General features: G+C 48.7%; 14 protein-coding genes. 4 read left to right on the top strand and 10 right to left on the bottom strand.

Annotation, left to right across the window (positions count from 1 at the left end; all coding sequences use genetic code 11):
• Positions 1-552 carry a DUF924 domain-containing protein gene (locus tag N5E87_RS16505; protein ID WP_279769852.1) on the top strand — a complete coding sequence of 184 codons (552 nt, stop codon included), beginning with the start codon at positions 1-3 and terminating at the stop codon, positions 550-552.
• A gap of 160 nt (positions 553-712) precedes the next feature.
• Complete coding sequence (locus N5E87_RS16510) at positions 713-1,534, top strand: transporter substrate-binding domain-containing protein (RefSeq protein ID WP_279769854.1); 822 nt, start codon at positions 713-715, stop codon at positions 1,532-1,534.
• 2 nt (positions 1,535-1,536) lie between these two features.
• On the opposite strand, the gene N5E87_RS16515 is transcribed toward N5E87_RS16510, so the two are convergent.
• The 3 genes from N5E87_RS16515 to N5E87_RS16525 form a co-directional block, all read right to left on the bottom strand.
• Positions 1,537-1,974, bottom strand: a complete 438-nt coding sequence (locus tag N5E87_RS16515; RefSeq protein WP_279769855.1) for a universal stress protein — start codon at positions 1,972-1,974, stop codon at positions 1,537-1,539.
• Between the two features lie 163 nt (positions 1,975-2,137).
• Positions 2,138-2,569, bottom strand: coding sequence for a universal stress protein (locus N5E87_RS16520; RefSeq protein ID WP_279769856.1), 432 nt, complete (start codon positions 2,567-2,569; stop codon positions 2,138-2,140).
• 19 nt (positions 2,570-2,588) lie between these two features.
• Entirely contained in the window at positions 2,589-2,987 is a 399-nt protein-coding gene (locus N5E87_RS16525; RefSeq protein WP_279769857.1) for an STAS/SEC14 domain-containing protein, read from the bottom strand.
• A gap of 195 nt (positions 2,988-3,182) precedes the next feature.
• Between N5E87_RS16525 and N5E87_RS16530 the strand changes: the two genes are divergently transcribed.
• Positions 3,183-4,607 carry a coniferyl aldehyde dehydrogenase gene (locus N5E87_RS16530; protein WP_279769858.1) on the top strand — a complete coding sequence of 475 codons (1,425 nt, stop codon included), beginning with the start codon at positions 3,183-3,185 and terminating at the stop codon, positions 4,605-4,607.
• 21 nt (positions 4,608-4,628) lie between these two features.
• Positions 4,629-5,231: a TetR/AcrR family transcriptional regulator gene (locus N5E87_RS16535; RefSeq protein WP_279769860.1), complete on the top strand. Its 603-nt coding sequence runs from the start codon at positions 4,629-4,631 to the stop codon at positions 5,229-5,231.
• Positions 5,232-5,289: 58 nt separating this feature from the next.
• Here the strand turns inward: N5E87_RS16535 and N5E87_RS16540 are convergent, their stop codons facing one another.
• The 7 genes from N5E87_RS16540 to N5E87_RS16570 all read right to left on the bottom strand — a co-directional run bounded on the left by N5E87_RS16540 (position 5,290) and on the right by N5E87_RS16570 (position 12,886).
• Positions 5,290-6,096, bottom strand: a complete 807-nt coding sequence (locus N5E87_RS16540) for a CsgG/HfaB family protein (RefSeq protein ID WP_279769861.1) — start codon at positions 6,094-6,096, stop codon at positions 5,290-5,292.
• On the bottom strand, positions 6,096-6,491 hold the full coding sequence (locus N5E87_RS16545; RefSeq protein WP_220053730.1) for a curli assembly protein CsgF: 396 nt from the start codon (positions 6,489-6,491) through the stop codon (positions 6,096-6,098). Before N5E87_RS16545 ends, N5E87_RS16540 begins: the two co-directional genes overlap by 1 nt.
• A 7-nt stretch (positions 6,492-6,498) precedes the next feature.
• Complete coding sequence (locus N5E87_RS16550) at positions 6,499-6,909, bottom strand: curli production assembly/transport protein CsgE (RefSeq protein ID WP_086902698.1); 411 nt, start codon at positions 6,907-6,909, stop codon at positions 6,499-6,501.
• A 232-nt stretch (positions 6,910-7,141) separates the two neighbouring features.
• Positions 7,142-8,797, bottom strand: a complete 1,656-nt coding sequence (locus N5E87_RS16555; protein ID WP_279769862.1) for an ATP-binding protein — start codon at positions 8,795-8,797, stop codon at positions 7,142-7,144.
• Positions 8,798-8,837: 40 nt separating this feature from the next.
• Entirely contained in the window at positions 8,838-10,274 is a 1,437-nt protein-coding gene (locus N5E87_RS16560) for a sigma-54 dependent transcriptional regulator (RefSeq protein WP_279769863.1), read from the bottom strand.
• A 96-nt stretch (positions 10,275-10,370) separates the two neighbouring features.
• Positions 10,371-11,570: an FtsX-like permease family protein gene (locus N5E87_RS16565; protein WP_279769864.1), complete on the bottom strand. Its 1,200-nt coding sequence runs from the start codon at positions 11,568-11,570 to the stop codon at positions 10,371-10,373.
• A gap of 11 nt (positions 11,571-11,581) precedes the next feature.
• Positions 11,582-12,886 carry an ABC transporter permease gene (locus tag N5E87_RS16570; protein ID WP_279775435.1) on the bottom strand — a complete coding sequence of 435 codons (1,305 nt, stop codon included), beginning with the start codon at positions 12,884-12,886 and terminating at the stop codon, positions 11,582-11,584.
• Position 12,887 lies beyond the last annotated feature (1 nt).

Raw genomic sequence — 12,887 nt, forward strand, 5'->3', positions numbered from 1 at the left:
ATGAACCAAATGATTACCGCTGAGCAAGTGCTACATTTCTGGTTTGAGGAAATCTCACCTAAATCTTGGTGGATCAAAGACCCTGAATTTGATGCCTTAATCCAGTCCCGCTTTGAAGACTTACTCAAACAAGCCAAGCGGGGTGAACTTGCCGATTGGCGCGTAACGCCTCAAGGTCGTTTAGCCGAAATCATAGTGCTGGATCAATTCTCCCGAAATATTTATCGCGATACGCCCGCCGCGTTTGAGGCCGATGCCATCGCCCTCGTCCTTGCTCAAGAGGCCGTCGCCCAGCAGGTTGACCAAGTACTTAAGCCAAAACAAGTGCCCTTTTTATTTATGCCCTACATGCATAGCGAGTCGCAGCTTATTCACCAAGTTGCGGTGAAATTGTTCAACCGAGAAGCGGCTATCGCCAATTTAGAATTTGAACTGAGGCACAAGGAGATTATCGACAGATTTGGTCGTTATCCCCATCGAAACAAGATATTAGGCAGAGAATCTACCACAGAAGAAATCGCCTTTTTAAGCCAGCCAGGGTCCTCCTTCTAAAAGCCTGATTGCGCTTTTGCTAAATAAAATAACTAAGACTATAAATTAGCAAACTACACTTATTGCTGTAGGTCATGGAGCGGCCAATACAGGTTGGTGACTCACAACGAGGTATTGATGAGTGATAAAACACGCTAAAGTTGCTTCAGGTTCCGCCAGAATGTCCCGGTTTCGTTACCGATTGTTGGGCTTAGCCGCCCTAATACATCCCCAAATAATGCAGGCGGCGGAGCTGAAAATTGGTGTAAGCCTGTCTATTCCCCCCTATGTCATCCAAGAATCCAACAGCGGTTTAGAGCTTGAATTGTTATATCAAGCATTAGCCGTTAAAGGTCACAACGCCAGCATTCATTACCTGCCCTTGGCCCGTACTTTCCATGAGCTCAAGGAAGGCAAACTCGACGGCATTATCAACATTAAAGACGGCATGGTTGATAAAGTCTTTTACTCCGATGTCGCCATCCGCTACCAAAACTGCGCCATCAGCCTCGATGATAAAGATTTCACTATCAATAGCGTTAAAGACTTAGACGGTAAGAAGGTGGTGGCCTTTCAACGCGCTTCGATATTGCTTGGGGAAGAATTTACCCAAATGGCGAAAACCAATCCCAGTTATCAGGAACAGGCCAGACAGATACAACAGGTGTATATGCTGATGAAGCACAGGGCCGATGTCGTGGTGATGGATAAGAATATCTTTAAATACTATCTCAAGCAGGCATTTATCGAGGGGAAATTGACCGAGGCAGAAATCAAGCAAGTGGCTATTTGCAATCGTATTTTCCCACCTACAGAATATAAATTTGCCTTCTTAAATGAACAAATTCGTGATGACTTTAATCAAGGATTAAAGCAGATCACCGAAGATGGAACACTGAACGCGCTACAGGAAAAATATCGACGTTTAGTGTCCCTAGATAATGAGGCCGAGGCGGCTAATACCCTGCTGGATCATTCAGTGTTAAAGCATGATCCGCTCTGATCCTACTTAACGACGAGTACCGGACACTTAGCGAGTCGCACCACATCTTGACTCACATGGGGTTTTAAAAAGTCCATTAAGCTAGTGCTACCATGGCTGGCAATGACCACCATGCCCACATCGGTGGCTTCGGCGAGAATTTCTTCACTGGCATCACCATGGCGAATGACGGGTTTGATACTAAGGCCTGACTTTAATCCCTGTTGCATATCCTGCTGTAGGCTTTGCATTTTTTGTTCAACAAATTCAGCGAGCTGTTGCTCTAACGTCGCAGGCGTCTCCACTGCCACACCGTAAAAGTGGGCGCTTCGTGCTGGGCTAACGACATGCAGTAAGCGGATATCCACCTGATAAAGATTTGCCATTTCAACCGCATATTTAAGAGCGTGGGCGGCAGTTGCCGAAAAGTCCGTCGGGCATAACACTTCTTGAGTACGCATAATCTTATCCATCGCTTATGGTTGTTTCGCCCAATAAATGGGGGCTGATAATCTGTATTTTATAGCAGTAAATCGGGACAAGCAGCTAGGCCGTAAAATTAATTATGCTTTAGCAATCAAAAACAAAGGGCGCCTTAGCGCCCTCTTATCAGAGCTTTAAATGCTATTTCACTACCAGTACGGGGCAAGCGGCGCCATTGGCAACGGCCTCGGCGACATTAGTGTGTAAAAAGTGCGAGATTCCCGTCCGGCCATGGCTGGCAATCACCACCATGCCCACATCCTTACCATTGGCCTCTTCTAAAATCTGATCGACGGGATCGCCACGGCGAATCAGGGTGGTAATAGGTAATTCGGTTTTGAGGCCCTCGAGTAAAGCCTGCATCTTGGTTGCGGCGGCTTCTTCCATACTCCTAGCGAGTTCCTCAGGCGTGATCGCTAAGATCATATAGTTCTCGTCACCAATTGGTTGCTCAACAACGTGTAATATCTTTAGCCCTGCATGATATAGATTTGCCATTTCAATAGCATAACGTAGCGCATGGGCCGCAGTTTCCGAAAAATCTGTGGGCCAGAGTATTTGACCTGAACGCATAATCTGTTCTCCTTAATGGCTAGTCATCGTTAAGCTCATCTTTGAGCCAAGTAATAGCATCCAGCTTATCGACAAAAAACTTAACCTCGGCCGGAGTGAACCAGTTTGCCAGCTTTGCCATCACCTCCTGTAACGTCGTTTTACCGACTATGGCAATCCGCTCAAAGTGACGAACATGCTTAACCCCTAGTTTTAGATCGTCCCAAGCGGCTTGAAGTTCCCAACCTTCGAGCTCAGTCACATCGACTAAGGCATAAATATCGGGATCTGTAACCCCTGCTAACGCGGCCTCAAGCACCGGCACCATCACCTCATAATCTTGATGAGTTAAGGTACCAACCGCTTTAAAGGCAACAAAAAAATCATCATCGCCATAACGCTCAATACCAACAGAAATACCATGCTTTAACAAAGTCATACCTACTCCTTGTCTAACAAACTACCTTTTAAGTGTAGAAGTTAAGCCCATAACAGGCCGTGATCTTGCTCATAAAAGCACCAGAACACTTGCGTATGCTCACGCTGTCCGCTAGGATAAACCGACTAATCAGTCGGTTTTTTTATACACCACAAATCGCTTCCAAAGCTTAAGGCTTGCACCCGAGGGATCACTATGAATATGGCAACAGACCCAGCAAAAATCTCGCCACTTACCGAGTTACTCCAGCGCCAACGTGCAAGTTACTTGGCAGCCCCGAATCCCGATTACGCTATCCGTAAAGAGCGCTTACTACGCCTTAAGGCCGCCTTGCTGAAATTCCAACAGCCGCTCGTCGAGGCGCTGTCACAGGACTATGGCCACAGATCGGTCGACGACAGCTTGATTTCCGACATTATGCCCGTGGTCAACAACATCAATTACAGCTTGAAAAACCTAAAGAAATGGCTCAAGCCAAGCCGCCGTCATGCGGGCATCTTACTCGCCCCCGCCCAAGTGAAAGTGCATTATCAGCCACTCGGCGTGATTGGGATAATCGTGCCTTGGAACTTCCCCGTCATGCTCTCCATCGGCCCCTTAGTTACGGCCATCGCCGCAGGCAACCATGCCATGCTCAAACTCTCGGAATTCACTCCCGCGACCAATAGCGTCATCAAGCAATTACTCGCCGAAGTGTTTGAAGAATCCCATGTTGCCGTGGTCGAAGGGGAAGCCGATGTCGCGGCGCAGTTTTCCGCCCTCCCCTTCGATCATCTGCTGTTCACCGGTTCAACCACAGTCGGTCGCCATGTGATGCGCGCCGCCGCTAATAATCTCACGCCAGTGACTCTCGAGCTCGGTGGGAAGTCGCCAGTGATTATCGCCCCCGATATGCCACTTGAGATAGCAGTAGAACGAATGATTTATGGTAAGTGTTTGAATGCTGGACAAATCTGTGTAGCACCTGACTATGTGCTTTGTCCTAAGGCGAAAGTGGCAGAATTTATCCAAGCCTATCAGACGAAATTCCAAGCCATGTATGGCGCCATTACTCATAACAAAGACTACGGTAGCATTATTAATGCCCGTCAGTTTGAGCGTTTGCTAACCGTGCTTGAGGATGCCAAGGCTAAAGGCGCTAAGATAATCCCCGCCTCGAATGACGTGATTGATAGCCAGCATCGTAAACTCGCCACTCAGCTCATTACCGACACCACTGAAGATATGCTATTGATGCAAGAAGAAATCTTTGGCCCACTGCTGCCAGTGATTGGTTATGACAACCTAGATGAGGCCATTAGCTATGTGAACCATCGCGCCCGCCCTTTAGCCCTTTATGTGATGAGCTTTGATGAAGCGAGCCAACAAAAAATCCTCAAGCAAACCCATTCCGGCGGTGTGTGCATCAACGAAACCGTGTTCCATGTGGCGGCCGATGATGCCCCCTTTGGCGGTATCGGTCCATCGGGTATGGGGCATTACCACGGCAAAGAAGGATTCCTCACCTTTAGCCACACTAAAACCGTGCTTAGCCGAGGTCGCTTCAACACGGGTAAGTTTGTCCATCCTCCCTATGGCACTTTTATCCAACGCATGTTGATGAAGCTGTTTTTACGCTAATACGGGCGCTTAGGAGTAGTTATGTCGACCATATTATCAACAGACACTAAACCCATGACAGATAAACGTCAGGCCATTTTGGAGACCGCCTTACGCTTATTTGTCGACCAAGGGTTTCATGGCACCTCGACCGCATCGATAGCCAAGCAGGCGGGCGTCGCCACCGGCACCCTCTTCCATCATTTTCCGACCAAGGAAGCACTGATGGAAAGCCTGTTTCTTACCATCAAGCAAGAATTTGCCGATGCCTTGTTGTTAAAGGTCGGCGAGGGGCAAGATCTTAAGCACAATGCCGAAACACTCTGGCAGAGTGCGATCGATTGGTCGATTGAAAATCCAGTCAAACAATTGTTTTTCCAGCAGTATTCTATGTCGCCGCAGATCGCACTGCATATTCGTGAGCAGGCGATGAACAGCATCCTAGGCTTTATCGCGCAATTGATAAAACAGGGGCAGTTAATGGGACTGATTGCACACTATCCCGTTGATTTGATGTTGGAAAACTGTCACGGACAATACTTGGCCGCCACGCGCTTTTTTATCGATAATCCAGCATTAGGCAAAGATAAACATTACCGCGATGCCAGCTTTGCACTGTTTTGGAAGGCATTACAGGCCGATTAACCATAAAAAAACCGAGCCAGACATGTCGCGGGCTCGGTGCTTGTTATCGCAATGGGAATTAACCTTGGCTCAATTCCTGCTGTCTTTCAGCGGGTTGTGTAACCTGAGCCTGACTCCAATAACCTTGCTTAATGCCCTTATCAATCAACTCGGCGACCGCGAGTTCGATGGCCTGCAACACGCAAAATTGCACTGGCTCGTTAGTGGTAAAACCGACTTCCGCCTCGGCCAAACGATTCAAACTGGTATAGCGGAACAGGCCTGCACGCATTTCCTGCGAAAGTACCCTTTTACTCGTAGATACAGACATCATCACTTTACCCGTGTGCACATCGACCGCACGCAGATAGATAGTGACTAAATCCTCACGGTACATTTCCGAGGCGCCTATGCCATAGTATTCCACCCCAGTGCCGCCGGTGCTGGTGTTGGTCTCGTAGCTGATAATACCGCCTTCTAATAGCAATCTCGCCGTCGATAATACCGGAATATCATCACCCTTAGTGCCATTTTGTTTGTTGCTGATTTTGCGCTCGGTCAGTAGGTTTTGCAGGCCCTCACGCTCGACGGGCGTAAACCATTTAGAGTCAATCAAGGTTTGCATCAGCATCGATGTCGCCCCTTGTGTAACCGCAGTAGAGAATGAACTCACGTTAGCCTGGGGCTTATACTGGCCCGTTTGGTCGCGAAAGGAATACACGGCCACAGGGATAGGAAACTTAGGCCCAGGCTGACTCTGTAGCCCTTTCATCACCTCACTCATCGGATTAACTTGAGCGGGCGTGATATTTAAGTCTGGCTTTGGGATCAAGCTACAGGCTGACATACTCAGCAGCATCAGGGCGATAAACACTAAACGAGTCATTAGTTTCCGCCTCCGAAGGTTGGCATTTCAATCACTGTCACTTCACCGGTTTCGATATTGGTGATGGTCAGCATCACCCCTGTGCCAGTTGAAGCCACTTCAATACGGAAATCACCCGTATCGTACACCCCATCAGTGATCTCCCCGTCGGCCACCCCACGGGTGATGGAGTTAATGATGTTACGTTCTAAGGATTCCTTAAAGCGGGTAACAAAGTCCTTTTCGGTCGAGCTGGCTTTGTTATCGTTTTGAGCCTGCGCTTTATTCAGCAGAAAGGAGCCATTAAGCGGATTACCGCCAAAGCTGGGATTCACTGGGGTATAGATTAATTCGGTTGCTTGGCTTGTGCATGCCATGCTGAGCACGGCAAGAGAAAGTAACGTCCTGTAAGTCATTATTATCCTAAAAGTCGTCCGTTGTTCCTGAAAAATCACCCGTAATGGCATTGGCTCGAACCTGAGCTAAGTAATCAATGGTCAGCAATATGGCCTGCTCTGCGCTTTCCTTAATAGGATTGGCGCGGCGGCCAAAGTGCGTGGTATAGATACGCGTACCGTTGACCTCTAAGGTTAAAACCGTGCCCGCCTGTGGAAACACGGTTTCATATAGGGTCACGTTAAAGCCTTGGGTAAAGGGCAATTCGCGCCAATAACTTGAATAGTAAAAGCCAAAATCCTTACCAAAACGGGTTAAGGTTCTGTCTATAACTAATCCACTGATTTCAATGTCATCATCGGCCAAAACACTGGGGGAACTGACAAGCAGCAAGGGACACAAGATGCAGACGAACAACCGCTTTTTTAACGATCTCACTTTCCTCTCCCTGTTGATGAAAGCCACCCATTGCGCGATATCCAAAGCCGAACCAAGGGCCAGCCCTTAGTCAACATTTTCGCTTACGCAGGGTAACAGGGCAGCCGATCTTTCGTCATTAGAGGGAGGGGTAAATTAGCCCGAAAAGCTAAGGTAAAAACCGCAAAATAGCCCATTTGGGTAATACATTCGTCTGAGGAGTGAAACCTCTTGATACACACTTAAACGCGGTTTATTGCGGCAGCCACAAATGTACCGATAGGCCGCCGTCGTTGCGGTTATGCATGCTAATGCTGCCATCGTGGGCTTCGATAATTTCGCGGCAAAGTGGCAGGCCTAAACCCGTGCCCGATTGTTTAGTCGAGTAAAAGGGCAATAGGGCTTGCTCTAACACTTCCTCGGACATACCACTGCCACGGTCCTCGATTTTGATACTAAAGCCCGCCCCATCCACCATGGTTTGGTGACGAATCGAGAGCGTGACTTCATCGGGGTTAGAACCTGATTCATGGGCATTTTTCAGTAAATTCAGCAGGACTTGCTCCATTTGCCCTTGGTCGAAATAGCCCATTTCAGCGGGTAACTCATTGGCTAAGGTAAAAGGGTAATGTTGGGTTAAATGCTCGATAAGCTGCTGCCACGGCACATCACGTCGCTGCGGTAAAGGCAGTTTAGCAAAGCGCGCATAATTGAAAATAAACTGGCTCAAGTGATTCGTGCGACTCTCTATGGTGTCGAATATCAGCTTAAGCTTGGGATTATCGAGATCTTTCGTCAGTAAACGCCCCGAGTTCACCATGGAGGCGATGGGCGCAACGGAATTATTTAGCTCATGGCTGATAATGCGGATCACCTTCTTCCATACCGCCACTTCCTGACGATTAAGCTCTCGGGTCATCTGCTTAAGCAAGATTAAGTTATGCTGTTGGTTATTCAGTAAAAACTGGCCACGGCTCAGATACCAAGTCTCAGTATCATCCTCACCCATGGTAAACAGGCCGCTCTTTTCCTGCTTAAGGGCCAAGGCAAGCGCTTCGGGTAAGTCTTGCAGCAGCTCGTCGAGGCTCAAGCCTTCCATCTTGCCTTTGATATGAAAAAGATGCCGCGCCGCATCGTTGGCATACATGAGTTTTTGATGATCGTTAAACAGCAGCATCACATTCGGAGAGCTTTGAATTACCTTATCCAGCAGCAATTCCCGCTGGTAAATATATTGCCGCTCTTGGCGCAGCTTAGCCGCCGAATCATTGAATAACTCCGCCAATGCTTTCAGCTGCCCTTCACCATTCGCCGGAATGCTGACGCTAAAGTCATTGTCGTTAAAGTTGAGTAAACCAACCTCTAATGCATTGAGACTGCGAGCTAAATGGCGGGTAAACCAAGCCACACCCAAGGCACAGGTGCCGCAGGCAAACAGTAATATGAATAGCCATTCAGTGATTGGCGGTGTGGACACTGCCTCGTGTTCTAACTTCAACTTAGGCAGCGAGATAGGTTCAGCGGGTGGCGCTATGGGCGGCACTTCAGGATGGACTGAAGGGCTAAAGAGTCCGTCTTTAAGTTGCTCGAGTTTATAGAGCTTAATTTGCAGCTGTTCTTGCTTAAGTTGCTCCAACTTTTGCAGCTCATGCTTAATCTGTTCCGCCCTTAAACGCTCTTGCAATGGCAGAGCTTGCTGTAATTGCTCGTTATTTTTAATTGCTGCCTCGACAGTCTCTTGCAGCTTATCTACATCGAGGGGCGGTATAGTTATATCGGGGATCTTGATGGGCGCAGCGACTTCAACGGGCGAGATAGTCGGACGATAGCTCACAACACCTAAGGTCAAGAGCACACCTAAGGCGCAACAAACGGTTGAATAAATGATTAATTTTGTTCGCAGTTGCACCTAAAATTCCGCCTAATGCTCAGTGTTTATCATGCTATGGTTATTTTTCTAGACCAAACTTATCCATGCGGCGATACAAGGCCTGTCGACTCAAGCCTAAGGATTTAGCCACGCGCGCAATCACGCCCTTGTGTTGCCTTAGGGCCATTTCAATCTGCTCACGGCTAACATCCATAGCGTCGCTGGAGTCCGATTGAGCAGGTACGTCATGATGCAAACTTTTCACCTGCGGTTCAATCGGTGTTATTGCGGACAAGGTTCGCCCAAATGTCGTAGTGTTTATTGCACTTGAATGACTTCCATGGGCGGGTGGTAACCCAAAATCGGCTTCGGTTAACACTCGGCTTTGGGCCAACAGCGCCGCACGTTTGCAGGCGTTTTCCAACTCGCGCACATTGCCCGGCCAGCGGTGCTGCAACAGGGCTTGCTGCGCCGGTTTACTCAGGCTAAAACCCTCGCCGACAAAATGCTTCACTAAGGGCAAGATATCATCAATGCGTTGATTCAGCGGCGGTAAGGCCAATTCAATCACATTCAAACGGTAGAATAAGTCCTCACGGAAACGCCCCTCGGCAATATCTTGGGCTAGGTCGGCGTTGGTCGCACTGATCACCCTCACCTTCACCTTTAAGGTTTTATGGCTGCCTAAGCGCTCGAATTCTCCGGTTTGTAATACCCGCAGCAATTTCACTTGGCCAGACAGGGGTAAATTACCAATTTCATCCAAAAACAGCGTGCCGCCATCGGCCGCTTCAAAGCGACCAATGCGCGCCTTATTGGCGCCGGTAAAAGCTCCCGCCTCGGCACCAAAGAGTTCTGCTTCGAGCAACTCCATCGGCAAGGCGCCCACATTCACCTTGATAAAAGGTTTGTTTTTTAAGGGAGAATTAGCGTGAATAATATCGGCAAGTTTGTCTTTACCCGCACCATTGGGGCCAGTGATCAACACTGACACATCGGAACGCGCCAGTTGCAAGGCTAAGTCGATACAGCGCTGCATAGCGCCACTGCCAAACACGATTCCACAAAGATCCGCATCGGCGATCGCCACCTGACGCTGGGAGTTCACCCGTTCGAGTTGCTGGTTTGCACGGGCAAGTTTATGTAGTGCGATTAAATTAGTGATACTGTTTAGTAACTTAGCATCATCCCACGGTTTACCCATATAATCGGCGGCGCCCGCTTTCACTAACTCGACCGCTGTTTCAAGCTGGGTCCACGCCGTCATCAGGATGATCGGCAGATCTTGCTGACGCTCACGCAGGGCATAAAACAGCTGCCGCCCTTCTTCCCCCGAGGTAGTATCGCGGGTGAAGTTCATATCTTGGATAACCAAATCAACATCTTGGGTTGACATTAGGCTAAGGGCATCTTCGGGCGTATGACAAGTCAAGACCTGATAACCATTGATCTCCAGCATTAATCCTAAGGCCTGGCAGATGGCATGGTTATCGTCGACAATCAGAATAGTGTCCATGTGAGCATATGCGTCCAGAGTAAAACTATTAACCTTAAAGTAACAAAAAGTGCAATAACATCCTACTGTTATCGCACTTAATGCCCTTCAACTTATTTAAACACTGCGGGTGGCTGTCGCCGGAGAAATCTTAGCGGCCTTGCGAGCCGGTAAGTACACCGCAAGAGTGGTTACCGCAAACAGCCCCGCCACAGTCAATAATGGATAGACTATCTCCAGCATCGGCAGACTATAGAGGCTCATCAATTGCTGACCGAGCTGAATCGCTAACAGCACACCAATGCTGCCGCCGAGCAAGCAGAGCAGATAGTTCTCTACGAGGAAGTAGCTGATAATATCGCGCTTTTTCGCCCCTAACGCACGGCGAGTGCCGATCTGTTTAGTGCGGCGCTGGATATTAAACATCACCATGCCTGTCACCCCAAGGGATGTGATCAGCAGCAGTAACACCACCATCATGGTCAGTACGGTTGCCATTAACTCATGGTCACGGTACGCCTCGATACGGCGCTCTCCCATGGTCGTAAAACCTTCGACCACGCGGCTCGGATATTCCTTGTGCAGCAGCTCGGGAATGACTTCCTTGAGGCGAGCCATATCGCTCGACTTAGCTCTCACTAAATAGCGTTTATAGTCAGCGGGATAATTCACCGACAACACTGAGCTAAACTCCAGGTTTTTGTTATCCACCCACGCCGTTTGTAAGCGCTCCAGCACTCCAATCACCACAAAGTGCTGCGTGCCCATATAGACGCTTTTCCCGAGTGCGGTTTCATTCGGCCATACCTTATCGGCAAAGGCTTTAGTGACGAGCATCTTGCCACCATCTTCCAGCAACTCTGTGGTGATCTCCTGGGGATAGAAGTTACGTCCTTCGACTAACTTCAGCCCTAGGGAGTTGATAAAATGCTCATCACTCATATACATGCCCGTATTGGGCGTGGATTTAGCGCGCTCCTCAGGCCCCAGCGTAAAGTTACTCGACCAACCGCCGCCGCTCAGGGGAGCCATTGAAGTGGGCGCAACATCAATCACCCCAGGAATCGCACGCAGAAGTTCCAAATCCCGTTTATCCTGCGCGACTAAATCCGTCGATTTATCAAAATGATAAATACTGAAATCGAAAACTTCGCTTTCAACAACCCCCGAATCACGCGCCATTAAATTCAAACGCTCGGCGATAATAAAGCTCGCATTCGCGACGATAGCCACAGATAAAATGATCTGTAATAACAGCAACAAGGGGCCGCTTTTACTGCGTAATAAACTGCTGAGAATAGGTTTGATATGTAACATATTGCCCCCGATTATTGGCTCTTAAGATAAACACTTGGGTTAGTCGTACACACACGCCACGCGGGGTAAATGCCAGCCACCACAGCCGCCAAAATCGCGATCATTGGCGCTATCAACCACATGCTGGTATCGAGGTGAGTTAAAGACGCCTCCAAATCAAACTTCTTGGTCAGCAGCATCAATGAGCCCCAGGCCCAAGCCAAGCCGAGTAAACCGCCGAATAACCCCATCAAGGACACTTCCACCATATGTTGGGCAAAGATCTGCCCTTGGCTGGCCCCGATGGCGCGGCGCACACCAATCTCGGGAGCTCGACGTAAAAACTTAGACAGCAACAGACCTAACATATTGACTAAACAGACAATTAAGAAGAGTGCACTCAGGCCCACCAGCACCTTGTTATCCTCCGGCACCACTTTATTGATGGCTAACCATTGGTCAACATCGGACAACTGCACATCGGCCTTAGGCGAGCTAAAGCGGCCTAATTTCTTTTGTTGTTCAATATATTGGCGTACCCACTGACGGTACTCAGCCACTTGCTCAGGCGTATCCAGTTGCACCCAATACTGGGTCCAATGCTTTTCAGAGGTTAAACGCTGCGCGTAGTTGTTGATGCTTTCATAGTTCCAACCGTTGGTATTCCCCCAACTGCCATATTCCTCAATCGGCGCTAAGCTGTAGGGCACAAACAAAGTATCCACATTGCCAAAGGCGCCATTGTTAAGGTCGTAATAGTTTGGACTCGGCTCCCAAGGCTTAAGTACTCCAACCACTTGATAGGGCTTAGCATTGAAATAAATCGTCTTGCCGACACTATTTTGGCCCGCAAACAGCGTTTTATTCAGCTCATCGGTCAACACCACTTCGTAGCGAGCATCCTTATCGACACTGTCATCCCACGCCTGACCAAATTGAAACTCAAGGCCAAACAGTGGAAAAAAGTCGTTATTGGTTACCCTAACCCGAGATTGCAGCACGGGTAAAAAAGCCGGATCTTCGGTTTGCACCGCGCCGCCCGTGCGAAACATAGGTGTTTGTAGGCTAGGAATATCACTCTTGAGTAAGTTCATCCCGTCTTGATAGGTGATCTGTTGATCGAAGCGATCCCAGGCATCTGGACCTTGGCTCCATAGCTGCACCGCAAACAATTGGCCGGATTTCTCCCCCGCAGGGTTAATCGACATCATTTTATAAATATTGAGTGTGGTGATAGTGATGCCAATGCCGATGGAAATCGCCATGATCATCAATGCCGACAACATGGGCGTTTTTTTGATGCTACGCCAAGCTAAATCTAAGTAATAGAAGAACATA

The organism is Shewanella sp. GD03713 (genome assembly GCF_029843705.1).
Lineage (GTDB): Bacteria > Pseudomonadota > Gammaproteobacteria > Enterobacterales > Shewanellaceae > Shewanella.